This window comes from Candidatus Polarisedimenticolaceae bacterium, assembly GCA_036275915.1.
Taxonomy (GTDB): domain Bacteria; phylum Acidobacteriota; class Polarisedimenticolia; order Polarisedimenticolales; family DASRJG01; genus DASRJG01.
Map to the genome: position 1 here is coordinate 225,458 of DASUCV010000002.1, position 23,607 is coordinate 249,064.

Sequence of the window (23,607 nt, forward strand, 5' to 3'; positions counted from 1 at the left end):
CGAGGTGCCCGGAGAACCAATGTCCGACAAAGTCGTCAAAACCGATGCCGAGTGGCGGGCTCAGCTCACACCCGAGGAGTACCGCGTCGCGCGTGAGAAGGGGACGGAGCGCGCGTTCACCGGTCGTTACTGGGACCATCACGAAGACGGCACCTATACCTGCATCGGATGCGGCGCACCGCTCTTCGACGCGACGACCAAGTTCGAGAGCGGGAGCGGCTGGCCGAGCTACTTCGCTCCGGTGAGCCCGGAAGCGGTCGCGACCGAGAGCGACCGATCGCACTTCATGAACCGGACCGAGGTGCATTGCGCGCGTTGCGGCTCGCACCTGGGACATCTCTTCCCGGATGGTCCGAGGCCGACGGGGCTCCGCTACTGCGTCAACTCGTTGAGCTTGGGGTTCGAGAAGAAGAAGTAGGAGCGGAACGCTCCCTCGCGACCACCGGGCTGGCCCACAGGCTGTCGACCGAGATGAGCGCGCCGGTCGCGCTGACGCGGCCGAACTGGAGCACGCCGGTCGGGCAGCTCTCGACGCACGCGGAGCAGCGGACGCATTGCGGATCGTTCATCGGGCGGCCCCGCTGGGCGAAGCTCATGACGTCGATCCCCTGGTGGCAGACCGACGTGCAGACGTTGCACGAGATGCATTTCTTCTTGTCGGCGAGGATCCGGAAGCTCGAGAAGCGCGCGTAGACGTGCATGAGCGCGGCGAGCGGGCAGGCGAACCGGCACCAGGTCCTGCCGCTCAGGTGGAAGTAGAGGCCGACGCCGAGGATACCGGCGAGCCCGACGTCGACGGTCCACATGTAGCCGTGGACGGACACGTCGAACGCGCGCGCCGTGAGCGAGCCGGGCACGATCCACGAGACGATCCGGAGCAGCGCCAGGACGAACGCCGCGGCGAGAACGACCTGCCCGGTCATGTTGAGCAGGTTCCACCGCGGTCCGTGCGGCATCTTCCCGCGGTGAGCGTCGCCGAGCGTCTCGGCGAGCGCGCCGCACGAGCAGATCCAGCCGCAGTAGGCGCCCTTCCCCCAGCGGTGCACCATCCACGGGATGAGAACGAACGTCTGCACGAAGCTGATCGCGAGCCAGAGCGCGAGCGGCTTCGCGGAGAAGACGTTCCAGATGAAGAGCGGCCACGCGAGCAGGAAGCCGAACGCACGCCAGTACTCGCGACCCGACGGGTCCCAGGTCGTCTCGGGGAAGAGCTGGTCGGCGATCGTCTTGCCGAGACCGCCGTCGAACCAGCCGTGGTGCCCCATCCAGGGGAGGATGAAGTAAGGGAGCAGGAACAGCGGCACGATCTGGATCGCCATCAACGTCAGAGTCTGCCGCTTCACGTACGGCGTGCGGCGCTTCGCCATGCGGCGGAATCCGAACGCGACGACGCACAGCGTGTAGGCGAGCGAGTACCAGAAACCGGGCGAGCCGAAGGCACCCGGAAGCCCCGCGGGGAACCAGCCCTTGCGCTCGAAGAGGGCGTGGAGCGCGCCGCCGGCCTTCCAGTTGTAGACGAACGCGGCGGCGGCGAGGATCGCGGCGAGCGAGAGCCACCACGCCAAGGGCCGGTCGCCGCGAATCGCGACGCCGGAGCGCCGCAGGAGATCGGTCGCGGGAAGGCGTCCGATCATCGCGAACACGGCGTCGTTCTCGATCGTCTCGCCGCGGAGGACGACGGCCCGCTCCTCGATCGCCTCGACCTCCGTCTCGAGCCGGAGGTCGACCGTCGAGGCGGCGAGCGCCTCGAGGCTCTCGGGCTTCGGGCGCGCGAGGTCGGTGCCGCGATGCGCGAGCGTCACCCGAGCGCCCGCGCCGTCGAGCGCGAGCGCCGTCTCGACCGCCGCGTCGCCGCCGCCGACGACCAGGACGTTCTGCCCCGTGAAGTCGGCGGGATCGTGCAGGCGGTCGTAGACCCGGTCGCGGGCTTCGCCGGGCACGCCGAGCCGCCGGTGCGCGCCCGCGCGTCCGATCGCCAGGAGAACGCGATGGGCGACGATCGACTCCCCCGCCTCCGTCGTCGTCACGAGACGGCCCTCCTGTCGCTCGACGCGCTCGGCCTTCCCGATGCGCACCGCGATACCGGCGTCGTCGATCTGGCGCTCGAGCTCCTGGACGAGCGGCTCCTTGACCTTCGCCGTCACCTGCAGCGTTCCCGCGGGCTTCATCGCGGTGGGGTAGACGAAGATCGGTTTCCCCTTGGGGAAGTTGACGACGGTCGCGAACGGCTCGCTCGACTCCAGGACGACCGCATCGATCCCCGCGCGCTTCGCCTCGAGCGCCGCCGCCATTCCCGATACGCCGCCGCCGACGATGAGCAGGTCGACGACCGCAGGATCTCTTTCGCGACCCCGGAACCGCGGATCGCCGGCGATCGTCCGCACGACTCTCGCGCCGCTGTCGGCCGCGAACTTGAGGAGGGGAATCCCGCGGAGATCGCCCGCGACGTAGAGGCCGGGGACGGCGGTCGAGCCGTCGTCCCCGATCTCCGGGAGCGGCTCCACGGTCCCGGCCGGAAAGCCGGTGTGCAGCCACCGGGTGTAGCGCGCGACGGGATTCACAGCGGCTCGACGCGCGGCAGGAGTCGTCTCAGACCCGGCGTGGTCACCGCCGTCGTGACGACCGCCATCGTGACGAGCATGAAGAAGACCGGCTTGGGGAAGACCTGGAGGTCGTAGCCGACGTTGATGACGACGAGCGCCATGAGGCCGCGGGTGTTCATGAGGAGGCCGGTCGCGAGGGCCTCGTTCCGCGGGAGGCCGGCGGCGCGCGCGGCGATCGTGCACGGGATCAGCTTGCCCGCAAAGGCGATGACGATGAGGAGGCCCAGGAGCCCGAGACCCGCTCCACCCTGACCGTACACGTCGGTCTTGAGGCCGCTCGACATGAAGAAGATCGGCAAGAGGAAGACGGCGACGACGTCGTGGAGCCTCTCGTCGAGCGCCGTCGCCAACGGGCGGTGGAACGAGATCGCGACGCCGGCGATGAAGCCGCCGAAGATCGAGAAGATGCCGAGCGCGTTCGTCGCCGCGCAGAGGCAGAACGCGACGATGAGGACGAGCGCGAGGTCGGCCTCCGGCAGGCCGTCCGTGTAGCGCGCCTCCGGCAGGCGCCGCTCGAGCACGCGCCCGGCGACGACCGCCGCGGCACCGAGGACGAGCGTGCCGCCGAGCGCGAGCGCGATCCGCGAGACGTCCGCGCCGGCCTCGTGCACGCCGACGACGGCGCCGAGGAGGATCCAGCCGAGGACGTCGTCGATCGCCGCGGCGGTGATGCTCGTCACGCCGACACGCGATTGCGTGAGACCGGTCGCCCGCAGGATCCGTCCCATCATCGGGATCGCGGTGATCGAGACCGCCGTCGCGAGCAGGAGCGAGAACGGGAGGCGACGGTCGTCCGGGATACCGATGCCGCGGACGAAGAGCGGCGCCGCGGCGATCGTGAGGAGGAACGGCGTCGCGATCCCGGCGATCGCGATGCCGACGGCGCCGGGCACCGCCCGCTGCGCCCGCCGGAACGGGAACTCCGCGCCGATCAGGATCATGAGGAAAACGAGACCGATCTGGCTGAGGATCGCGAGGCCGCGCTTGACGTCGCTCGTGAAGAGCGCGTCGTACGCCGACGGCGCGAGGCGGCCGAACAGGCTCGGCCCGAGCGCGATTCCGGCGAGGATCTCCCCCATCTCCTTCGGCTGGCCGACGACGCGCGCCATCTTCCCGAAGATGCGGGACGCGGCGACGATGATCGCGAGGACGAGGAGGAGCCGGAGGAGGAGCTGCTCGACGGCGTAGTGCTCGGTTTGGAGAAGGTTCATCGGGGCGACGAGCCGCTGGCCGGGTAATCGAGCTTGTCCGCGATCTCGGCGATCTCCTGGGGCGTGAAGTCGGGGAAGGGGAGCTTGTTCTGCTCGCGCAGCGCCCGGACCTTCTCCTCGGCGGCGCCCTTGGCCTCGGCGTCGACGCCGCGGTCGCGGCCGAGGTAAACGACCTGTGACGGAACGGCGAGTCCGGTCCCGTTCGTCTCGAGGATGTCCATGGCACGGAGGAGGAGGTCCTCTCGGATGGCGCCGAACTCCTTCGTCAGCGCCGTCGCCACCGTGCACTGCATCTCGATCTCGAGCGCGCTCTCGCCGAAGCCGGCGAGCCGGACCTCGGAATCCTGGAACGTCTTCGGGTGGCCGACGAGCAGCCGGCGCAGGTCGATCAGGACGGCGCGGAGCTGATCGGGCGTCGTCTCGTAGCGGAGCTTGAGCTTCGTGTAGAACCGCATCCGGTCGCGGTTCGAGAGGTTCTCGATCTGCGCGTTCGAGAATTCGCCGTTCGGCACGGAGATCACCGTGCGGTCGGGCGTGCGGATGCGCGTCGAGCGGAGGCCGATGTCCTCGACGATGCCGGTCTTGTTGCCGAAGTTGCAGCTGTCGCCGATCTTGACCGGCTTGTCCGCCATGAGCGCCAGGCCGCCGAAGAGGTTCTCGAGCGTCTTCTGCGCGGCGAGCGCCACCGCGATGCCGCCGACGCCGAGGCCGGCGAGCAGGGTCGTGACGTTGAAGCCGAGCGCCCTCAGGACGCCGATGAGCGCGACGCACGCGAGGAGAACCTTCGCGATCCGGTTCATGACCGTGAGGACGCCGGCGCTCGAGGTCTGGCCCTCGCCGAGGAGGCGCGTCCGCGCGGTGAGGACGAACGCCTCGACGATCGCCTGCACGACGAGGACGAACGTGATGAACGTGAGCGCCGCGAGCACGCGGTCGAACCGGCTCTCGGAGTGGACCGAGAGGTCGAGGAACCGGACTCCGACGCTGACGATGATGAGCGAGGCGGCCCAGCGCGCGGGCCGGCGCATCGTGTCGGCGAGCCGGTCGTCGATCGGGGTGCTCGTCTTCTTCGCGAGCTTGAGGCCGAGGCGCGCGAGCCCGGACGCGAACAGGCGTCCCATGATCCAGGCGACGATCGCGAGGACGATGAGCCCGATCCACTGCCACGCCTCGATGTTGAAGAAGCGGGCCGATTGCAGGCGCGCGGGCACGTGGTCGCCGATCCAGCCGTAGCCGAACTGGTCGTAGAGCTCCGGGATCTTCGCGACGACGGCGGATGAGAATCGCCAGACCTGTGCGCCGGTGCCGTCGTCCTCGCGTCTCAGGATCAGGTTGACGGTGCCGCCTTGCGCGGGAATCGCGCCGATCTTCTCGGCGTTCGTCGGTAGGCCGTCGTCGAGGTCGCCCTCGGGGGCGTCCGAGATCTTGTCGAAATCGATCCAGAGATTGCGATCGATGACGATCTTGAGATGACGCGCGAGGACCGCTCCCGGCTCCTTCCGTTCGGCGTCGGGGAGACGGCTGAGATCGAGGTATTTCGCCGCCGTCGCGAAGTCGGCGCGACGCGCCGCCGCGATGAAGTCGAACACGGCGGCGCGTGGCGAGCCGGGGACCGCCTCCGGTGCCGGTGCGCGGTTGGCCGCCGGCGACCAGACCGGCGATGCCGGAGGGGTGCCCTGGGCCCACGCCGGAGCCGTTCCGGCGAGGAGCGCGACCGCCAGGACGACGCGTCTCACCTGGGGCGGACCCGCCGCTTGAGGAGCCCGTCGCCGCTGGGGGCGAATCCGGACTGCTGCAGCCACGCCGTCACGCGGCCGGCGTCGGGATGCGCCTTGCCGACCGTGTTGTAGAGGTAGTTCACGCCGCGAGCCGCGGCTTCCCGATCGAGATGGTCGAGGATGAACCCGCCGACGCCGCGGCCCCGGAAATCGGGATTCACGGCCAGCGAGACCTCCGCGTCGCCCCACGAGCAATCCATCCAGCCATACCCGGCGACCGTCCCATCCGACTCGACGCGGAACCACTCGCCGGGCACGAGGCCCCCCTCCGGCGGCGGCGACCACTCGAAGACACCGGGCTCCGCGCGACCCACGACGTCGGCCTTTCCGCGATCCCAGCGGGGCGTGTCCTCGTGGATCCAAGACAGGGCCATGAAGCGCTCCTTCGTCGGGCGAGTTTACCCGGATTCGGTCGTGGTAACTTTCGACCATGCCGCTCTGGAAGAAGCTCGTCCTCGGGGCTGCGGCCCTCGTCGCGGCGTTCGCCCTCCTGGGTTTCTTCGTGGCGCCGCCGCTCGTGAAGGCCCGCCTCCTCCGGGAGATGTCGAAGCGCCTGAACCGCGAGGTCTCGGTCGGGAAGGTCTCCGTCAACCCGTTCGAGCTGTCGATGGTCATCCACGACCTCAAGATCCTGGACAAGGACGGGAAGCCCTTCGCGTCGTGGGATCGCGCGGAGTTCAACTACCGCTTCACCTCGCTCCTCTCGCACGACTACGTCTTCGACGCGCTCACCTTCGAGGCGCCGTACGCGCGTTTCGTCATCAACGAAGACGGGTCGCTCAACATCGACGACCTCCTCCGCATCTTCCGGGCGACGCCCTCGACGGAGCAAGCCGGCCCGCCGTCGGCTTGGCGCTTCGAGACCGTGCGCGTGACCGGCGCGCGCATCGGCTTCACCGACCGCCAGCGCTCGCCGGTCTTCGAGACGACCGTCGGGCCGTTCGAGCTCCACCTCGACCGGTTCAGCACGAAGACGAACAGCGAGGCGCCGTACGGGTTCGAAGGGAAGACCGAGTCGGGTGAATCCTTCTCTTGGCACGGGCAGATCACGAGCAATCCGCTCCGCTCGAGCGGGGAGCTGACGCTCTCGGGGATCAAGCTCCCGAAGTACCGGCCGTACTATGAGACGGGGCGGCCGTTCCGCGTCCTCGAGGGCACGATCGCGCTCAAGGCGGCCTACAACGCGGTGTGGACCGACACGGAGCACGTTCTCCGAGTGCACGGCGCGGATCTCTCGCTCACCGACGCGCTCATCGGCCGCCCGGAGGTGGCCGAGCCGGACATCACGGTGAAGTCGCTCACGATCGAAGGAGCGGACGCCGATCTGCTCACGCATGCCGCGAAGATCGACGCGATCACGCTCGACGGCGGGCACATCCTGATCGAGAACGATCCGGCGCACGGCGGTGTGAACCTCCATCAGATGATCCGGCCGTATCTCGAGACTCCGGTGGCGCCGACACCGGGGCCTCCCGGGCCACCGGTGCCGTTCTCGCTCGGCACGCTGACGGTCAAGAACGTCACCGTCGACGCGGCCGACCTGACGCCGGCGCGTCCGTTCAAGGTCCAGGGCCACGACGTCGCGCTCACGGTGAAAGGGCTCGACAACAAGCCCGGCACCCTGTGCCCGACGACGCTTTCGGCCAAGTTCGGCGACGCGGGAACCGTCGACGTCACGGGGACCTTCGCTTCCGATTTCCATCACGGAGACCTCGACGTCGAGGTGAAGGACGTCGCGATCGCCCCGACAGATTCGTACATCGACCCTGTCGCCCGGGTGCGCCTGGCGAGCGGGACCGTGGGAGCGAAGGGCCACGTCGCCTTCGACCGGCCCGACGTCGGCGACATGCACTTCGCCTACAAAGGCGATCTGCGAGTCTACGACGTGGCAGTGACCGGCGCCGAAAACGGCCAGCCCCTTTTCAAGATGGCCGGGCTGAAGATCGCGCCCGCCGAGGTTCATCTCAACCCCACGAGCGCGAAGATCGGCGAGATCAGCGTACGGGGGCCGCGTCTCGCCGTCGGCATCCTCCCGGACAAGACGATCGACTTGATGAAGGTCCTCGTCACGGCGGATGAGACCGCGCCCGGGAAGGCGGTGGCGACGGAAGCACCGAAACCGCTGCCGCCGGTCACGATCGACACGCTGCGCCTCGACGACGGGTCGATCCGCATCGACGACCGCTCGCTCGAGCCGAACGTCGCGATGACGCTGACGAAGGTCGCGGGGACCGTCAAGGGGATCTCGACGCAAGAGCTGGCCCGCGCGAACGTCGACATCGCGGCGCTGTGGGACGGCGTGGCGCCCGTCAAGATGCAGGGGCAGATCAATCCGATCGCGCGGAAGGACTTCACCGACCTCAAGATGACGGTCGGGGGCGTCGATCTCGTCGCCTTCTCCCCCTACAGCGGCAAGTACGTCGGTTACGGCATCGGCAAGGGCAAGATGGCGGCGGACCTTTCTTACAAGATCGCCGAGCGGAAGTTCACCTCCGAGAACGTCTTCACGATCGACCAGTTCGAGCTTGGGCCGAAGGTCGAGTCCCCCGACGCGATGCATCTCCCGATGAAGCTCGCCGTCGCCGTGCTGCGCGACAAGAACGGCCAGATCGTGCTCGACGTCCCCGCCGAGGGAAGCGTCGACGATCCGGAGTTCCGCTACGGCAAGGTCATCATGCGCGCGGTCGTGAACGTCCTCACGAAGGTCGTCACGTCGCCGTTCCGCCTTCTCGCGGGCGCGTTCGGCGGCGGCAAGACCGAGAACATCGAGTTCCAGGTGTTCGAGCCCGGAAGCGCGGACCTGGCCGACAGCGAGAAGCAGAAGCTCGGGATCGTCGCGAAGTCGATGGCCGAGCGCCCCGAGCTGTCCGTCTCGATCGACGGCGACGCCGACCCCGCCGCCGACGCCGGCGCGCTCGCGAAGGCGCGCGTCGCCTCGCTCGTGCGGATGGCGAAATGGAAGGCGACGGGAGGTGCTTCGGCCGACGACGTCACCGTCGCCGCCGACGAGTACCCGCGCTGGCTCCAGGCGGCCTACGACGCCGCCGTCCCGCCGCCGTCGGCGCCACCGGCCGTGCCGGCGACCGTGGATGAGATGGAGTCCAAGCTGGCGGCGACGAAACCGGTCACCGCGGACGACCTTCGCGCGCTCGCCGCCGAGCGCGGCAAAGCCGTCCGCGACTACCTCGTCGAGACCGGCCAAGTCGACGCCACCCGTCTCTTCCTGAGCGACGAGACGAAGCCGGATCGCCCGCCCGCCTCGCGCGTCTGGCTCGACCTCAAGTAACGAGTCGATGCCCACGCTCAAGACACTCGACAGGATCCTGTCGCAGTTGGGCGTGGGATCGCGCACCGAGGCCCGCCGGTGGATCGCGGAGGGACGCGTCAAGGTCGGAGGGCGCGTCGTGCGCGACCCCGACACCTGGCTCGACCCGATGCGGGCGAAGATCGCGCTCGACGGCCGGCCGCTCGTGCGCGCCGAGCGCATCCACCTCCTCCTGTACAAGCCGAAGGGCTACGTCACGACGTACCGCGACCCGCAAGGCCGCAAGACGGTCTACGACCTGCTCCCGCCGGACAGCGGTTACCTCTTCCCGGTCGGCCGGCTCGACCTCGAGACGAGCGGCCTCCTCGTCATGACGAACGACGCGCCCCTCGCCGAACGACTGACGAACCCCGAGCACGAGGTCCCGAAGACCTACCTCGTCAAGGCGTCGCGGCAGCTCTCGGACGAAGAGCTCGAGAAGCTCGCGCAAGGCGTGGAGCTGAAGGACGGTCCGACGCGTGCCGCAGTGGTCACGCGCCTCCGGAACCCGGGCGGGCGCACGGTCTTCGAAATCACGCTGAAAGAGGGACGGAACCGTCAGGTCCGGCGGATGGTCGAGGCGCTCGATGCGAAGGTCTTGAAGCTCGTGCGGATCGCGATTGGGGACCTGAGGATCGGCGATCTTCCGATCGGAAAGACGCGCCCTCTGACGGCGGACGAGGTGCGGCGGCTCTCGCGCCCCGGTTAGAAGCCGACCGTCACACCGGCTTGGACACGCCAGGGGCTGTCGTACGCGCGGTACGGATCGTTCGAGTTGTAGCTGAAATCGTACAGCGCCGAGAAATACATCGCCGCCTTGCCGCCTACGGGAACGGCGTAGCCGGCACCGGCCAGGAACGCGTTGTAATCCGTGCGGTGCTTCTGGTTGAAGACGTCCAGGTATTCGTAGTTCGTGTACTGATAGTCGCTCTCGAGGAAAAACGTCCGGAAGACCCGGAAGCGGGCGAAGAGCGTCCCGCCGTAGCTGGTCGAGTTGAAGCTGGGCGAGTACCGGCTGTCGTTCGTCCACTGATAGAAGAGCTGCGCGCCGACGTCGAAACGCGGCACGACGTGGTAGCCGACGAGCGGCGCGACCGAGATCGTGTCGACCGTGCCGAACGTCGCGCCGACGCCGCCTCCGAAGAACCACTTGCTCGGGCCCGCATGCTGGGGCGGCGGAGCCGTCTCCTGTGGCGCCGGGGCGGGCGCCGGTGTCGGAGCCGGAGCCGGCGTCGTGGGAGGCGGGACCGGCGGCGGGGCTTGCGCCCGGGCCGCAAAGGTCGCCATGAACAGGATCGAGCCAAGGAGCAAGCCGCGCATTCTCATCCGCGGAGTCTACCTCAGTGCGCGACGGAAACCGCCGCCCCCACGATGACTTGCCGGTTCTGGCTCGAGTGCGTCGCGCTCGCCGTGTCGGTCCCGCTGGCGGTTTCCGCGTGCTGGGCGGTCGTGCTGTTGCTCGACGAGAGGCTCTGGTCGGTCCCCTCGGTCCAGCCGTTGTTCCAGGTGAACGATCCCGGGTTGCCGCTCATCGCCGCGGCAATCGCCATCCCGTCGGCGGTCACCGCGACGGAGGTCGGCAGCGGGTTCGGGGTCGCCGCGGGAGTCTGGTTGACGCTGCTCGCCCCGATCGGCGCGGTCTGGTCGACGTTCTTGAGGACGACCGCCGCGTAGCTGGGCTCCGTCGGCGCCGTCCCGCCCCAGGTGACGGTGAAGGTGGTCCCCGTCGCGGCGGCGATCCCGCTCTCCTTGAGGTACCAGAGCTCGATCCGCGCGACCGTCGTCGTCCCGGTGACGACGCCGTCGATCCTCGTGAGCGCCTGGCCGCCGAAGGTGACCGCGCTCACGGGAACGTCGGCGGCGTTCTCATAGCCGACCATGAAGACGAGGAGGCGATCGGCGCCCGCCCCCGCCGCGTGCGTCAAGCCGGTCGTCCAGGCGTCGGCGAGCGCCGTGACGCACGCGTCGCCGACACCGTTGCCGTTCGAATCCTGCTGTCCGGGGTTCGCGACCTTCTTGCAGTTGTCGCAGGCGTCGCCGACCTGGTCGCCGTCCAGATCGGCCTGGTTCGCGTTCGCGACCGTCGGGCAGTTGTCGACGTTGCCGCAGATCCCGTCGCCATCGACGTCGTTCAGAGGATCTGCCGGGCACGCGTCGCACGCGTCGCCGAACGCGTCCCCGTCCTGATTCGCCTGGTTCGCGTTCGCCACCGTCGGGCAGTTGTCGACGTTGCCGCAGATCCCGTCGCCGTCGGCGTCGTTCAGAGGATCGAGCGGACAGGGATCGCAGGCGTCGCCGAAGGCATCGCCGTCCTGATTCGCCTGGTTCGCGTTCGCCACCGTCGGGCAGTTGTCGACGTTGCCGCAGACCCCGTCGCCGTCGACGTCGTTCAGAGGATCGAGCGGACAGGGATCGCACGCGTCGCCGAAGGCATCGCCGTCCTGATTCGCCTGGTTCGCGTTCGCCACCGTCGGGCAGTTGTCGACGTTACCGCAGATCCCGTCGCCGTCGACGTCGTTCAGAGGATCTGCCGGGCACGCGTCGCACGCGTCGCCGAGCGCGTCGCCGTCCTGGTTAGCCTGGTTCGCATTCGCCACCGTCGGGCAGTTGTCGCAAGCATCGCCGACGCCGTCGAGGTCAGCATCCGCCTGGTCGGCGTTCGCGATCGCGGGGCAATTGTCGACGGCGCCGCAGACGCCGTCGCCGTCCTGGTCATTCGCGGCGTCGGCCGGGCAGGCATCGCACGCGTCGCCGAGATGGTCGCCGTCGGCGTCGGCTTGATCGGCGTTGGCGACCGTCGGGCAGTTGTCGACGTTTCCGCAGATTCCATCGCCGTCGGCATCGTTCAAGGGATCGAGAGGGCAGGCGTCGCACGCGTCGCCGAGCGCGTCGCCGTCGGCGTTGGCCTGACCCGGGTTCGCGATCGAGGGGCAGTTGTCGCAGGCATCCCCGATGCCGTCGCCGTCCGCGTCGGCCTGGTCGGCGTTGGGGACCATCGGGCAGTTGTCGATGTTTCCGCACACGCCATCGCCGTCGGCATCGTTCAACGCATCCAGAGGACAGGCGTCACACGCGTCGCCCAGCGTGTCACCGTCGGCGTTCGCCTGGCTCGCGTTCGCGACGGTCGGGCAGTTGTCGACGTCGCCGCAGATTCCGTCGTGGTCGACGTCGTTCAGCGGGTCGGCGGGACAGGCGTCGCACGCGTCGCCGAGCGCGTCGCCGTCCTGGTTCGCCTGGTCCGCGTTCGCGACGGACGGGCAGTTGTCGACGTCGCCGCAGACACCGTCGTGATCGGCGTCGTTCAGCGGGTCATGGGGACAGGGATCGCACCCTGAGGTCAGGCCGTCTCCGTCAGCGTCGATCTGTTCCGGATCGGGAGCGAGCGGGCAGGCATCGCACGCATCCCCCACCCCGTCGCCATCGCTGTCGGTCTGGAGCGGGTCGGCGACGGCGGCGCAGACGTCGGCGAGATCGGGTACCCCGTCGCCATCCTGGTCGGCCGCGGGGTTCGAGGAGCACACGCTCGCCGGCGTGCGCGAGCCGAAGTCGCTCGTGCCGAGCGAGCCGTCTCCGCACGAGTTCCGGCCGGCGATCAGGTAGTAATAGAGCTCTCCCGGCGCAGGGACGTCCGGATCGGCGACCGACTTCGACGTCACCGAAGCGATGACGCACTGATGGTCGTAAGCGAACGGCCCGCCGGGAGTGATGACCCCGCGATAGACGCCGTAGATGTGCCCGCCGGCCGAGCCGCTCCAACGCAGGGTCGTCTTGTCGGCGTCGATGGAGACGCTGGACACTTCCCCGGGAAGCGCGTGCGTCCCGCGCTCGCGCGGGGCGCAGTCGTTCGCGTTGGCGAAGCCGTCGCCGTCCACGTCGGTGTCGCAGGCGTCTCCGATGCCGTCGCCGTCCTCGTCCGCCTGCGTGGGATTGGCGACGGTCGGGCAATTGTCGACGTTCCCGCACACGCCGTCGCCGTCGGCGTCGTTCAGCGGGTCGGCCGGGCACGGGTCGCAGGCATCGCCGAATGCGTCGCCGTCCGCGTTCGCTTGGGTGGGGTTCGGGACCGTCGGGCAATTGTCGACGTTGCCACAGACGCCGTCCCCGTCGGCGTCGTTGGCCGGGTCGTTCGGGCAGGGATCGCAGGCGTCGCCGAGCGCGTCGCCGTCGGCGTTCGCTTGCGTCGGGTTCGCGACCGTCGGGCAGTTGTCGCACGCGTCGCCGAGCGTGTCCGCGTCCGAGTCGGTCTGCGTCGGATTCGCGACCGTGGGGCAGTTGTCGCAGGCGTCTCCCTTTCCATCACCGTCGCCGTCGGCTTGGCTCGGGTTCGCGACCGTCGGGCAGTTGTCGCAGGCGTCGCCGAGCGAGTCGCCGTCCGAGTTCGTCTGCGTCGCGTTGGCGACCGTCGGGCAGTTATCGCAGAGATCGCCTTTTCCGTCGTGGTCGCCGTCGGCTTGGCCCGCGTTCGCGATCGCCGGGCAGTTGTCGCAGGCGTCTCCCTTGCCGTCGCCGTCCGTATCGACCTGCGAGGCGTTGCTCACCGTCGGGCAGTTGTCGCACGCGTCGCCGAGCGGGTCGCCGTCCGAGTTCGTCTGCGTCGGGTTGGCGACCGTCGGGCAGTTGTCGCAGGCGTCGCCTTTGCCGTCGCCGTCGGCGTCGGCCTGGTTCGCGTTCGCGACGGAAGGACAGTTGTCGATCGAGTTCGGGATCCCGTCGCCGTCGTCGTCGGGAGGCGGCGAGATGCGAAGGTCGTACGACCCGTACTGCATCAACGAGCCCGAGCGTGTGACCCGGACGTAGAACGTCGCCGTGCTCGTCGCCGTCCAGGTGATGAGCGACGAGGGATCGCCCGACGCCCGGTCGTTGTTCGACGCGAGCTTGCTCCCTCCGGCGTTGTAAACGTCAAGGATCGTGTCGCACCCGGACAGGAGGTTCAGGGTTTCGATCGTGTACTGGAAGCCGTTGACCGCGGGAAACGAGAACCAGTCGATGTCGGCGGTCGTGCTGCCGGAATGATCGCCCGCGTCGCGGAACAGGGTGAGGTGGATGAGCGACCCGTTCGCCGGGATCGCCTTGGCCGCGCTCTGGGTCTCGTTCGGCTCGTAGGCGTCGGGAAAGAAGTCGATCTGGCAGCCGTCCGAGAAGATCGACCTCATTCCGGCGAACTGGCCGTTCGAGACCGGCGGCGCGAACCAGCCGTCCCAGTAGTCCTCCATCGTGATCTGCGACCGGCCGGGAAGCCCCGTCGTCATCACCGCCCAGTGCATGGAGTCGGGAAGCGCGAGCGTGTCGATCGGTGTGTCGTCGACGCCGGGGGTGAAATCCGCGGTCGACGCCGAGTCGATGATGTCCCAGAGCGCGGTCTGGACCGAGACCTCGCTCGTGTCGCCGCTACATGCGTACTGCGACTCGGTTTCGAGGTCGAACCAGAGCACGACGTGACCGGGACCGAGCCCTGCATCGGTGCGCACGTAGAGGTTCGGATGGGGCAGGCTGAAGTGCTGGCGGATCGCACCGCTGAAGAAGGACGCGTGCCCCTCCTCCCACGCGAGCCGGGCGTCCTGGTTGCAGTCGGAGAGCGAGTGGCTGCCTCCCGGATTGCTCGTCGCGGAGTACGCAAAGACGGCGTAGTGCCCGAACTCGTGGAGGACGACCGAGTCATCGTAGCCGCCCGTGTCGCGCATCCCGATCGTCGTCGAGGTCGTCGCCGAGCTGCTGACGCCGCCGTTCAGCTCCCACTTGATCGTCAGCGGATGCGACGCGTCGGGCCGGGCGCCATTCAGAAACTTGAGGTAGTCGTCGCCATAGACGCCCATGTCGTACAGGTTGAACGCCTCGCCGCCGGCGTTGATCGCGGCGATCAGGGTGCCGAAGTTGACGTTCGTGGTCGACGTGTGGCCGTTGATCGTCGAGGAGGCAATCGAGTAGACGGTGCTGCCGTTGTTCTGAGTGACCTTGAGGAAGAGGTCTGTGGTCTTGGTCGAGCGCGTCAGCGCCCGGACGAAGATCTTCCGCGTGCTCGAGTCGGTGACGGTGAACGAGAACGCGCCGCTCGCGTTCGTCGCGCCGGAGCCGATGACGGCGCTCGAGGTCGCGTCGACGACCTCGATGTCGACGAAGCGCGCCGGAAGCACCGGCTCGACGCCGGTGAAGCCGGTCTGGTCCCACTCGCGGTCGCGGTACTGGATCGTCCCCGATGCCGTCCAATTCGCGGCAGCCGGGACGGCGGCGAGGAAAGCGACCGCCGCCGCGATGACGATCCGACGCATCACGGCGCCTGTCCACCCTGCTCGGCCGGGTACTCGAGGACGTCCCCGCGGAGGACCCCGGCGGGCCCAGGATGGCCGAGGGTGATGCCGACCCCTTCACGAACGGGTAAACCGCCGGCCCGCCCGGTGACGGTGAAAACGAGCATGCCGCCCCCGGTCCGCGGCTCGGTGACGTCGAGGTCGAAGATCACCGCGCGGCCGGCGGCGAGCGGGCCGAGGAGAAGGCCGGCGGACGGCCACCCGCCCGCCACAGGCAGCCCGGCGACGACCGTCGGATGGATCGCCACGGCCGACGCAGGGGGGACTGCCGCGGCGAGCTGGGCGTCGTCGAGGGCAACGACCGTCGTGACGATCAGCCGGAGGACCTTCGTCGAAGAGCCGTCGGCACCCGGCATCCACGCGTATCGGAACGAGACGCGCCCGTCGGGCTCATGGGCACACGGAGACCGGCTGGCGAGCAGAAGCGTTGCCAGTGCAAGAGATAGAAGGATCGGCCGACTTCTCAGGAGCCCACCCCAAGGCGTGACGGTTCGGATCCCGTCTTGGAGGAACTTACGGTCTCGTCATTACGCTCGCCGGACAAAGTTTTTCTACTAAGAGTATTGAAGTCTGCTGGCGGAAATCGTGCGGACTTCAGCGCCGCTCGTGCTCGCGCCGCAGCCTCTCGACGCGCGCCCTCATCGCGCACCCTTCGAGGTGGTCGTTGACGAGCCCCATCGCCTGCATGAAGGCGTAGACGGTCGTCGGCCCGACGAAGGTCCAGCCGCGGCGTTTGAGATCCTTCGAGAGGGCGACCGCCTCGGGCGGAGGCCCCGCTTTTCGGAGCGCAGCGTAGGTGATCCGCTTCGGCCGGCCGCTCAGCGGCTCGAATCGCCACACGTACGCCGCGATCGAACCGAACTCCCCCGCCAGCTCCATCGCGCGCGCGGCGTTTCCGATCGTCGATTCGATCTTGCCGCGGTGGCGGACGATCGACGCGTCGCCGAGGAGACGGCGGACGTCAGCCGCCTTGAATCGCGCGACCTTCTTCGGGTCGAACCCGGCGAATGCGCGCCGGAACGCCTCGCGCTTGCGAAGGATCGTCAGCCACGAGAGACCCGACTGGAATCCCTCGAGGCACAGCTTCTCGAAGAGCCGCCGGTCGTCGTCGACCGGATAGCCCCACTCCTCGTCGTGGTACGCGACGTAGTCCGGCGACTCGCCGCACCAGAAGCAGCGCGACACGCCGTCGTGCGACCGGATGAGACCGTCGGAAGCCATCGCAGCATGTTAACCTCGCGCCGTGGCGGCAGACGCGTTGACGCCCGCGCCGAGCGCGGCCCGTGCCCTGCTGGGCGCGCTGGCCGACGTGGCGGCGGGAGGTGCGTCCTCCGCTTCCGCACCACCGGGCATCGCCGCTTGGCTGGCCGCGCACGACCTGGCCGCGCTCGGGCGCGCCGCCTTCGGCCCGGGCGATCCGGTGCTGGCCTCGGCCCTCGCGGCGGAGGCGCTCGGCGCCGCGGCGTCGAACGCGGTTCACCTCGCGACCGCACGGACGATCGAGGGGCAATTCGAGGCGGATGGGATCGGCATGGTCCTGCTCAAGGGCGCGGCGATCGCGCCGTCGGCGTACGCGGACGCGTCCTTGCGTCCGATGACGGACGTCGACGTGTGGGTGCGCGACGACGAGATGTCCCGGGCCGTTTCCGCGCTCGGCACGCTGGGGTTCCGGCAGGTCGCCGGGCTCGAGAGCCGCCCGCCGGCGCTCCAGCGGCGATCCGGAGGCGAGCTGGTCTTCCGGGCCGAGCGCGGTCCCGGTCTCGTCGAGCTGCACTTCTCCCCGTTCCCCGGCTGGTGGATCGCACGCACCGCATCGCCCGATCTCGAGGGGCTCTGGTCTCGCAGCGTTCCCGTCGGTGCCGGGCGCCATGCGCGGCGTCTCGCCGCGGACGACGCCTGCCTGCAGACCGCCTTTCACGTCGTCGTCAATCAGTTCGGCCAGGCGCCGCTGCGCGGTCTCATGGATCTCGCCGTCCTCGCGCGCGCGTTCTCGATCGACTGGAGCGCGGTCGTGGCGCGCGCGCGCGCCTATCGCCTCACGCACGCGACCTGGATTGCGCTCGACATCGCCGAGCGCCTGATCGGCGTTCCCGGCGCGGCCGCCGCGATCGCGGCGCTCCGGCCGCCGCGGCCGCGGCGGATCGCCCTTCGTGCTTTCGCGACGCCTCGATCGGTGCTCGCACGCCGCGATCTCACGCGGGCCTCTCGCCGGCATCCCTTCATGCTCGTGCTCGTCGAACGCCGCCGCGACGCCGCGCGCCTCGTCGGGCGGACGGTCTGGCCGGAATCGTGGTGGATCGAGGCTCGGCACGGGCATGCCTCACGCCGTCTCCGGCACCTGGGCGGCCTCCTCCGTGGCGAGGTCTGACCGCGTGGAGAACATTCTCGGGATGCGGGCGGTCGCCGCCGAGCGCGTCCTCGTCAAGGAGGTCGGCGATGAAGCGGTCCTCCTCGACCTCGACACGGAAACCTACTTCGGCCTCAACGCCGCGGGCGCGCGGATCTTCACCGCCGTCACGGCGGCGCGGACGATCGGCGACGCCCTGGCCGGACTCGCCGGCGCATTCGATGCGGATCCGGCCGTCGTGCGCGACGATGCGATCGATCTCGTCCGCGCGCTCGCCCTGCGTAAGCTCCTCCGTCTCGTCGATGCGTAGCCTGCGCACGCTCGCGGCCGCGCTCCTCTTGACGCCGCTCGTCGCCGGCGCGCTGCGCGCCTTCGGGTTCCGTCGCACGCAGGAGTGGATGGCGCGCCGGCCTTCGACGCCGCCTCCCGGCCCCGGCGGGGAGACCGCCGCGGCGCGCGCACGCGAGGTCGCGCGAGCCGCCGGGCTCGCCGGCGCCCACGGACCGGTGCCTGCGAGCTGCCTGCGGCGCGCGCTCACCGCGTGGTGGCTCCTCCGCCGTGAAGGGATCCCGGTCACGATCCGCATCGGTGTCCGCCGCGAAGAAAGCGCCCTCGCGGCGCACGCCTGGATCGAGCACGACGGCGTCCCCATCGGCGACCTGCCGTCGGTCGTCGCGGGTTACGCTCCGTTCGACGCCGACTTCGCCCGGGTGCCGGACACACGTCCTTGACGATCGCGGAGAGGGCGTACGCGCGATGGGGCGAGGAGTGCGTCGAGCATCTCGACGGCGACTTCGCCGTCGTGGTGTCGGAACCGCACCGAGGCCGCACGTTCGCCGCGCGCGATCCGTTCGGGAGCAAGCCGCTCTTCTACCGCGTCTCCGCCGGCGGGATCGCGGTCGCCTCCTCCCCCGAAGCGGTCGCCGCGCAGGACGGCCTTCCGCTGACCGTCTCCGAACGGCGCATCGCCGACGTGCTGGTCGGCGCGCTCGAATGCGGCGACACGACGAGCACGCTCTTCACCGACGTCCTCCGGCTGCCCCCGGGGCATTCCCTCGTCTTCGAGCGCGGCCGGCTCGGCGTCCGGCGCTGGTGGTCGGCCGATGCGATCGGTCCGGGAGCGGCCCGGAGCGACGCGGAGCACGAGGAGGAGTTCCGGGCGCTCTTCCGCGACGCGGTGCGCCGGCGCCTGAACGGGAAGGCGGCGGTCCTGCTGTCGGGCGGGCTCGACTCCTCGGCGATCGCCGGTCTCGCGCGCCGGCCCGGCGAGATCGTGACGACCTTCTCGGCGACGTCGGATGCTCCCGGCTGCGAGGAGACGGGCGCGATCCGCACGATGCTCTCGCTTCCCGGACTCGACGGCACCTGCGTGACGCTGCGGGAGGTCGCCAAGCCAAAGGACGTGCTGCGTCGCCTTCTCTTCGATCCCCAAGATCCGTTCGACGCGACGATGGTGATCCCGGCGCTCCTCTACGACGAGGCGCGCCGTCGCGGGCTCGACGCGGTCCTGGACGGCGTCGACGGCGACGCGGTCGCGTCGATCGAGCCCTACATCGTCACGAACCTGCTCGCGCAGCGTTCGTATGCCGCCGCCTGGCGCGAGGCGCGCGGACTCGGGAGGTTCTACGGTGGCGGCACCCTGCGCATCGCCGCGGAGGCCGCGGTACGCGTGTGGGCACCTTCCGGCCTTTGGAGATGGCGACGGCCGCTCCGCATCGCGAACGCCCTGGAGGGGTCGCTCCTCTCGGACGACCTGGCGCGCGCCGCGGAAGTCGGCCCGCGCCTCGAGCATCTGTGGGCGATCCGGTCCCGTGGAGGCCACGACCCGAGACGCCGCCATGCGATCGAGGTCGGCCACCCTCAGATCCCGGCGGCGCTCGAGCGTTATCACCGCGTCGCCGCATCGGCCGGGATCGAAGCGCGGCATCCGTTCCTCGACCGGCGCCTCGTGGAATGGAGCCTCTCCATTCCCTGGGACCTGAAGCTCCGCGACGGATGGTCGAAATGGATCGTGCGCCGGGCTCTTCGCGACGTCGTGCCCGACGCGATCCGGTGGCGCCGTGGCCGGTTCGTGCGATTGGGGCCGCAATACCTGAGCGCCGCCGTCGCAGTGTTCCGCCCGGAGCTCGACGCCGAGGTCGCCTCGGGGCTCTCCGACCTCGCTCCCTACGTCGACCGCAAGCGTCTCGCCGAGGCGGCGGTGCGGTTCCGTGCGGGCGACGCCGAGGCCGGTGAGAGGATCTGGCAGGCGGTCGCTCTGAACTCCTGGCTGCGCAAAGCTCGCGCAAGAAGGTATGATCCGCCCGAGCGCGCGAACGGCCCGGCCGCTGATCACGCCTTCTCCACGTCCGGAGAGGCGGTCATTCCTCATTAAGGGGTGGACACGATGAGCCAGGAACCGTCCGCGAAGAAGCCTTACCAGGCGCCGCGACTTACCGAGTACGGCAAGCTCGCCGACCTCACGACCGGCGGGACCGGGAAAGCCAACGAGGGATCGAGCGGCCAGCGTCCCCGCCCCTGACCCGATGAGCTATCGCTTCGGGGATCTCATCCTCGCGAGCGAGTTCCCCTGCACGCAGCTTCCGGCAGTGGACGCCGCGCCAGACTGCACCTTCGTGCTCCGTAGGGGACGGGCATGGAGGCCGCATTGGGAGCAGGCGTGGCCCGCCGTGGGGGGCGAGGTCGCGCTCGTCGGTGCCCGCGAGGGCGATGCCTATCGGCTCGGTGTCCCCGGCGTGGCCGTCTTCTCGATCGATGCGACCGCGACGCGGATCGCAGGCGCGGCGGAGGGAGATGCGTCCGCCGAGACGATCGAGCACCTGCTCGTCGATCAGGTGCTGCCGCGCCTCCTCGCGCATCGAGGGCGCCTCGTCCTCCACGCGGGGGGCGTGCTCACTCCGTTCGGTGCGGTCGCCTTCATCGGCGAATCGGGAATGGGGAAGTCGACACTTTGCTCGGCGCTCGCCCGCGCCGGCCATCGTGTCCTCGGCGACGATGGTCTCGTCGTGCGGCCGCGGCCTGACGGAGCGCCCGACGTCCTGGCGACCTATCCGGGTCTCCGCCTCCTCCCGGAATCGCTCCATGAGCTCCACGGCGCCGATGTCCCGACGACACCCGTGGCGTCGGGCCGGCCGAAGCGCCGCGTTGCGATCGGGGGCGGTGCGGGTCCTGCGCCGCTTCGCGCGATCTACGCGCTCGCCGAGTCGCGCGACGTCCAGATCCACCACGTGCGCGGGGTGGACGCGATCATGACCCTCGTCACGTCGTCGTTCCATCTCCACTGGAACGATCCGGTGCGCTCGCGCGACCATTTCGAGCGCGTGGCGGCGACCGTGCACGAGGTGCCCGTGAGACGCCTCGGCTACCCGCGCGATTTCGCGGCGCTGCCCCGCGTCGTCTCCGCCGTCATCGAGGACCTGGCCGCCGCGGCGGCGTAAGATCCTCTTCTCGTGACAAGAACCGGGCTCATCGCGGCTGCCGTGGCCGTCGCTCTCGCGGCGCCGGCCCACGCGTGGGGCCCGCTCGGCCACCGCATCGTCGCCGAGTCGGCCGCGCTCCTCGTCCAGGACGATCTGCCGGAGACATGGGGCCCGCTCCTCGCGCGCCACCGGTTCGCTCTCGGCATCTACGCGTTCGTTCCCGACTCCCGCTTCCGCCACACCGACGGGCGCGGCGGCAAGCTCGAGGGGCCGACGCACTACGTCAACCTCGACGCGCCGCATTGCGCCCCGCGTGGTTCGGTGGACCGCCGCGTCGCGCAGTTCGCCGCCAGGGCCGGGGCCGATCTCCATCCGGTGACGAAGCCGGTCGGCGGGTACGTCGCCGGTGCTACGGCGGACGGTGATGTCCGCAGGATCTACCTCGGCCTGCTCGATCTCGGCCTCATGGCCCATTACTCCGGCGATGCCTCGATGCCGTACCACGCCGCGGCCGACTCGAACGGCTTCGCCGCGGGCGAGGGTGGGATCCACTACTACTTCGAGAACGATTGCGTCGATGCCTTCGAGCCCGGCCTCGCGGAGGAAGTCCTCGCCGTCGCACGCGAGAAGCGCTCCGCCTGGACCGCGGCATGGTCGGCCGCCGGCACCACGCCCGAGGCGCTCGTCGGCGCCGTCTTGAAGGACAGCCTCGCCGCCGTCGCGAAGGTGTCGGAGATCGACAAGCGCGATGCGGTCATCACGCCGTCGCGGCCGGGCGGGAAAACTCCTGCCGTGCGCAAGCCGCCCGTCGAGGGGTGCCGTTCGCTGCGGCCGATCGTCGTCGAGCGGCTCGCCAAGGGCGCGGTGCTCACCGCGATCATCTGGGAGAGCGTGCTGCCGCGCACCGGTGTCGACTTCAAGGGCGCGTCGTCGCTCCTCTTCTCCGACCTCGTCTCCGATCCCGCCTACGTTCCCCCGGACTACTGACAGAGGGGACAGCTTCCGAAACTCACTTTGGGTGAGTTTCGGAAGCTGTCCCCTCTTCTTTCATGTCGACGATCCAGCGGGAGAAGAGATCGACCGCGTCGCGGTCGACGACGGCGGTGCCGAGCGGAGGCATCTGGCTCGACGGCCGCCGCGAGCTCATCCGGTAGATGACCGCGCTCAGGTCGGGCCGCCCGGGGGCGATGCGCCGCGTCAGCTCGCCGGCGTCGGGGACGATGAAGTCGCCGGGCACGCCCATGGTCGTCGCCAGCGCGCGTGACCCGGCGCTCTCGTGGGCCAGCACCATGCCGAGTCCGGCGAGAGGCCCGCGGCCGTTGTGACAGTGCCCGCAGTTCGCCGACAGATAGCCGAGCGCCGCGCGCTCGACGGGGCTCGACGCCTTGATCGCCGGCGGATCGTCGACCCAATCGCCGCGCCGCGGAGAGACCAGCTCGAACGTATCGAGCGTCTTTAGCGTGACCATCCCCGGCTTGAGCGCCTGCGCGTGCGGCGCCAATGGGTCGCGATCGTCCGAGAGCTGGAGCATCGAGAAGCCGAGGATCGGCGACGCGCTCGAGCCGTGGCAGCTCAGGCAATCGGTGCGCGACGGGATCGAGTGACGGACACCGGGAGCGATCGCCGCGTGCTGCGGCAGCCCTTCGGCCGGCGCCAGGTAGGCCTCGGTCTGCTCGTCGTTCCACGCGTACGACGCGAAGATCCAATCGGTCTCGGTGACGCGCCAGATGAAGCGCGTTTCGACCTTGCGCCCTGCGAACGCGAACTCCTTCCAGAACCTGGTGCCGACGGGAAAGCCCCATGCATCCGGGTCCGAGACGTCGATCGTGGTGCCGTCCGGAATCCGGATCCACCGCGCTTTCGCGGCACCGTCGGTCCACAGCGGGTACTGCGGCTCGTACGGGAGGTTCCAGACGTCGATCTTCCCGCTCGCGATGTCGAGGTAGAGCCCGGTCTCCGAGAGCCGCTCGGGGGCGCGGGGGACGCCCTCGGCCTCGGCACCTCTCGCCGCGGCGGCGAGGACCGCCGCCACGACGAGACACCGGACGACCCTGCGGCTCATCGACGGCCTTCTCTCAGTGCGCCTGCGGCGGATCGACCGGTTGCGGGACCTTGTTCTTGACCGGTGGGATCGACTGCAGGTAGGCGAAGATCGCCTCGAGGTCGTCGTCGGTCGCCTTCCCGTACATCGGCCAGGGCATCGGCGGGAGAACCGGCCGCCCGATCCCCTGGTGGCGCCCGGTGCGCAGCGTGTCGAGGAACATCTTCTCGGTCCACTTGCCGAGGCCGGTCTCGGGATCGGGGGTGAGGTTCGCGGTGAAGCTCGTGCCCCACGGGCCGGAGAACGCGGTGTTCGTCACCGCTCCCGCCCATCCCCACGGGCCCGCGGGGAGGGCCGGGGCCGGCGGCATCTCGAGCTCTTGGGGGTGGCCGCTGAGCATCCGGCTCATGTCGGGCTCGGGTCCGCTCCCGCCCATCTTGAACGGCGTGTGGCAATCGTTGCAGACCATGATCCGGACGAGGTAGGCGCCGCGGGCGACGCGGTCGGCGGGGGCGCCCTCGGCCATCGCAGGGATCGGCGCGATCGTGGCGGCGGCGAGAATCAACGCGGTCACTGATCTCATCGGCTTCTCCTTTCGT

General features: G+C 69.7%; 20 protein-coding genes and 2 pseudogenes. 10 read left to right on the forward strand and 12 right to left on the reverse strand.

Annotated elements, in window-relative coordinates; translation table 11 throughout:
- The first annotated feature begins 19 nt into the window (after positions 1–19).
- Complete coding sequence (gene msrB, locus VFV19_01805) at positions 20–418, forward strand: peptide-methionine (R)-S-oxide reductase MsrB (GenBank protein HEX4823026.1); 399 nt, start codon at positions 20–22, stop codon at positions 416–418.
- On the opposite strand, the gene VFV19_01810 is transcribed toward msrB, so the two are convergent.
- The 4 genes from VFV19_01810 to VFV19_01825 are packed head-to-tail and all read right to left on the reverse strand — an operon-like array spanning position 381 to position 5,966.
- Entirely contained in the window at positions 381–2,561 is a 2,181-nt protein-coding gene (locus tag VFV19_01810) for an FAD-dependent oxidoreductase (GenBank protein ID HEX4823027.1), read from the reverse strand. The two genes, msrB and VFV19_01810, sit on opposite strands and share 38 nt — an antisense overlap.
- Positions 2,558–3,814 carry a cation:proton antiporter gene (locus VFV19_01815; GenBank protein HEX4823028.1) on the reverse strand — a complete coding sequence of 419 codons (1,257 nt, stop codon included), beginning with the start codon at positions 3,812–3,814 and terminating at the stop codon, positions 2,558–2,560. The genes VFV19_01810 and VFV19_01815 overlap by 4 nt, the downstream gene beginning before the upstream one ends.
- A complete protein-coding gene (locus tag VFV19_01820) occupies positions 3,811–5,550 on the reverse strand; it encodes a mechanosensitive ion channel domain-containing protein (GenBank protein HEX4823029.1) in 1,740 nt (579 codons plus the stop codon). Before VFV19_01820 ends, VFV19_01815 begins: the two co-directional genes overlap by 4 nt.
- The gene (locus VFV19_01825) at positions 5,547–5,966 is read right to left on the reverse strand and encodes a GNAT family N-acetyltransferase (GenBank protein HEX4823030.1); all 420 of its coding nucleotides are present in this window, start codon (positions 5,964–5,966) and stop codon (positions 5,547–5,549) included. Before VFV19_01825 ends, VFV19_01820 begins: the two co-directional genes overlap by 4 nt.
- 56 nt (positions 5,967–6,022) lie before the next feature.
- On the opposite strand from VFV19_01825, the gene VFV19_01830 reads away from it, so the two are divergent.
- Together VFV19_01830 and VFV19_01835 are read left to right on the forward strand one after the other, a co-directional pair.
- Positions 6,023–8,878 carry a DUF748 domain-containing protein gene (locus tag VFV19_01830; protein ID HEX4823031.1) on the forward strand — a complete coding sequence of 952 codons (2,856 nt, stop codon included), beginning with the start codon at positions 6,023–6,025 and terminating at the stop codon, positions 8,876–8,878.
- A gap of 7 nt (positions 8,879–8,885) precedes the next feature.
- Positions 8,886–9,605 carry a pseudouridine synthase gene (locus tag VFV19_01835; protein HEX4823032.1) on the forward strand — a complete coding sequence of 240 codons (720 nt, stop codon included), beginning with the start codon at positions 8,886–8,888 and terminating at the stop codon, positions 9,603–9,605.
- Here the strand turns inward: VFV19_01835 and VFV19_01840 are convergent.
- The 6 genes and pseudogenes from VFV19_01840 to VFV19_01865 all read right to left on the reverse strand — a co-directional run bounded on the left by VFV19_01840 (position 9,602) and on the right by VFV19_01865 (position 16,422).
- Complete coding sequence (locus VFV19_01840) at positions 9,602–10,222, reverse strand: hypothetical protein (protein ID HEX4823033.1); 621 nt, start codon at positions 10,220–10,222, stop codon at positions 9,602–9,604. The genes VFV19_01835 and VFV19_01840 overlap by 4 nt on opposite strands.
- A 14-nt stretch (positions 10,223–10,236) precedes the next feature.
- Positions 10,237–11,364 carry a thrombospondin type 3 repeat-containing protein gene (locus tag VFV19_01845; protein HEX4823034.1) on the reverse strand — a complete coding sequence of 376 codons (1,128 nt, stop codon included), beginning with the start codon at positions 11,362–11,364 and terminating at the stop codon, positions 10,237–10,239.
- A pseudogene (locus VFV19_01850) lies at positions 11,359–11,820 on the reverse strand (thrombospondin type 3 repeat-containing protein). The gene VFV19_01845 and the pseudogene VFV19_01850 overlap by 6 nt, the downstream one beginning before the upstream one ends.
- Positions 11,812–15,162: pseudogene (locus VFV19_01855) on the reverse strand (thrombospondin type 3 repeat-containing protein). The pseudogenes VFV19_01850 and VFV19_01855 overlap by 9 nt, the downstream one beginning before the upstream one ends.
- Positions 15,162–15,557 carry a hypothetical protein gene (locus VFV19_01860; GenBank protein ID HEX4823035.1) on the reverse strand — a complete coding sequence of 132 codons (396 nt, stop codon included), beginning with the start codon at positions 15,555–15,557 and terminating at the stop codon, positions 15,162–15,164. Before VFV19_01860 ends, VFV19_01855 begins: the two are co-directional and overlap by 1 nt.
- A 238-nt stretch (positions 15,558–15,795) precedes the next feature.
- Positions 15,796–16,422 carry a DNA-3-methyladenine glycosylase I gene (locus tag VFV19_01865; protein HEX4823036.1) on the reverse strand — a complete coding sequence of 209 codons (627 nt, stop codon included), beginning with the start codon at positions 16,420–16,422 and terminating at the stop codon, positions 15,796–15,798.
- A gap of 22 nt (positions 16,423–16,444) precedes the next feature.
- Between VFV19_01865 and VFV19_01870 the strand changes: the two genes are divergently transcribed.
- From VFV19_01870 to VFV19_01900, 7 genes are read left to right on the forward strand one after another with little or no spacing between them, the layout of a single operon-like run.
- A complete protein-coding gene (locus VFV19_01870) occupies positions 16,445–17,569 on the forward strand; it encodes a nucleotidyltransferase family protein (protein HEX4823037.1) in 1,125 nt (374 codons plus the stop codon).
- 4 nt (positions 17,570–17,573) lie between these two features.
- Positions 17,574–17,858 carry a PqqD family protein gene (locus VFV19_01875; protein ID HEX4823038.1) on the forward strand — a complete coding sequence of 95 codons (285 nt, stop codon included), beginning with the start codon at positions 17,574–17,576 and terminating at the stop codon, positions 17,856–17,858.
- Positions 17,851–18,279, forward strand: coding sequence for a lasso peptide biosynthesis B2 protein (locus VFV19_01880; protein ID HEX4823039.1), 429 nt, complete (start codon positions 17,851–17,853; stop codon positions 18,277–18,279). The genes VFV19_01875 and VFV19_01880 overlap by 8 nt, the downstream gene beginning before the upstream one ends.
- A complete protein-coding gene (locus VFV19_01885; GenBank protein HEX4823040.1) occupies positions 18,276–19,922 on the forward strand; it encodes an asparagine synthase-related protein in 1,647 nt (548 codons plus the stop codon). Before VFV19_01880 ends, VFV19_01885 begins: the two co-directional genes overlap by 4 nt.
- Positions 19,923–19,934: 12 nt before the next feature.
- Positions 19,935–20,069 carry a lasso RiPP family leader peptide-containing protein gene (locus VFV19_01890; GenBank protein ID HEX4823041.1) on the forward strand — a complete coding sequence of 45 codons (135 nt, stop codon included), beginning with the start codon at positions 19,935–19,937 and terminating at the stop codon, positions 20,067–20,069.
- A gap of 4 nt (positions 20,070–20,073) precedes the next feature.
- A complete protein-coding gene (locus VFV19_01895; GenBank protein HEX4823042.1) occupies positions 20,074–20,985 on the forward strand; it encodes a hypothetical protein in 912 nt (303 codons plus the stop codon).
- A 12-nt stretch (positions 20,986–20,997) separates the two neighbouring features.
- Complete coding sequence (locus VFV19_01900) at positions 20,998–21,954, forward strand: hypothetical protein (protein ID HEX4823043.1); 957 nt, start codon at positions 20,998–21,000, stop codon at positions 21,952–21,954.
- 22 nt (positions 21,955–21,976) lie between these two features.
- Here VFV19_01900 and VFV19_01905 read toward each other — a convergent pair whose 3' ends face one another.
- Together VFV19_01905 and VFV19_01910 are read right to left on the reverse strand one after the other, a co-directional pair.
- Positions 21,977–23,029, reverse strand: a complete 1,053-nt coding sequence (locus VFV19_01905; protein ID HEX4823044.1) for a hypothetical protein — start codon at positions 23,027–23,029, stop codon at positions 21,977–21,979.
- A 13-nt stretch (positions 23,030–23,042) separates the two neighbouring features.
- Positions 23,043–23,591 carry a hypothetical protein gene (locus VFV19_01910; GenBank protein ID HEX4823045.1) on the reverse strand — a complete coding sequence of 183 codons (549 nt, stop codon included), beginning with the start codon at positions 23,589–23,591 and terminating at the stop codon, positions 23,043–23,045.
- Between the last annotated feature and the right edge of the window lie 16 nt (positions 23,592–23,607).

What these genes read in the sequence shown, in the direction of transcription:
- msrB (HEX4823026.1), top strand. Translation starts at nt 20, where the DNA reads ATGTCCGACAAAGTCGTCAAAACCGATGCCGAGTGGCGGGCTCAGCTC.
- VFV19_01815 (HEX4823028.1), bottom strand. Translation starts at nt 3,814, where the DNA reads ATGAACCTTCTCCAAACCGAGCACTACGCCGTCGAGCAGCTCCTCCTC.
- VFV19_01825 (HEX4823030.1), bottom strand. Translation starts at nt 5,966, where the DNA reads ATGGCCCTGTCTTGGATCCACGAGGACACGCCCCGCTGGGATCGCGGA.
- VFV19_01830 (HEX4823031.1), top strand. Translation starts at nt 6,023, where the DNA reads ATGCCGCTCTGGAAGAAGCTCGTCCTCGGGGCTGCGGCCCTCGTCGCG.
- VFV19_01835 (HEX4823032.1), top strand. Translation starts at nt 8,886, where the DNA reads ATGCCCACGCTCAAGACACTCGACAGGATCCTGTCGCAGTTGGGCGTG.
- VFV19_01840 (HEX4823033.1), bottom strand. Translation starts at nt 10,222, where the DNA reads ATGAGAATGCGCGGCTTGCTCCTTGGCTCGATCCTGTTCATGGCGACC.
- VFV19_01860 (HEX4823035.1), bottom strand. Translation starts at nt 15,557, where the DNA reads ATGCCGGGTGCCGACGGCTCTTCGACGAAGGTCCTCCGGCTGATCGTC.
- VFV19_01865 (HEX4823036.1), bottom strand. Translation starts at nt 16,422, where the DNA reads ATGGCTTCCGACGGTCTCATCCGGTCGCACGACGGCGTGTCGCGCTGC.
- VFV19_01880 (HEX4823039.1), top strand. Translation starts at nt 17,851, where the DNA reads ATGCGTAGCCTGCGCACGCTCGCGGCCGCGCTCCTCTTGACGCCGCTC.
- VFV19_01890 (HEX4823041.1), top strand. Translation starts at nt 19,935, where the DNA reads ATGAGCCAGGAACCGTCCGCGAAGAAGCCTTACCAGGCGCCGCGACTT.
- VFV19_01895 (HEX4823042.1), top strand. Translation starts at nt 20,074, where the DNA reads ATGAGCTATCGCTTCGGGGATCTCATCCTCGCGAGCGAGTTCCCCTGC.
- VFV19_01905 (HEX4823044.1), bottom strand. Translation starts at nt 23,029, where the DNA reads ATGAGCCGCAGGGTCGTCCGGTGTCTCGTCGTGGCGGCGGTCCTCGCC.
- VFV19_01910 (HEX4823045.1), bottom strand. Translation starts at nt 23,591, where the DNA reads ATGAGATCAGTGACCGCGTTGATTCTCGCCGCCGCCACGATCGCGCCG.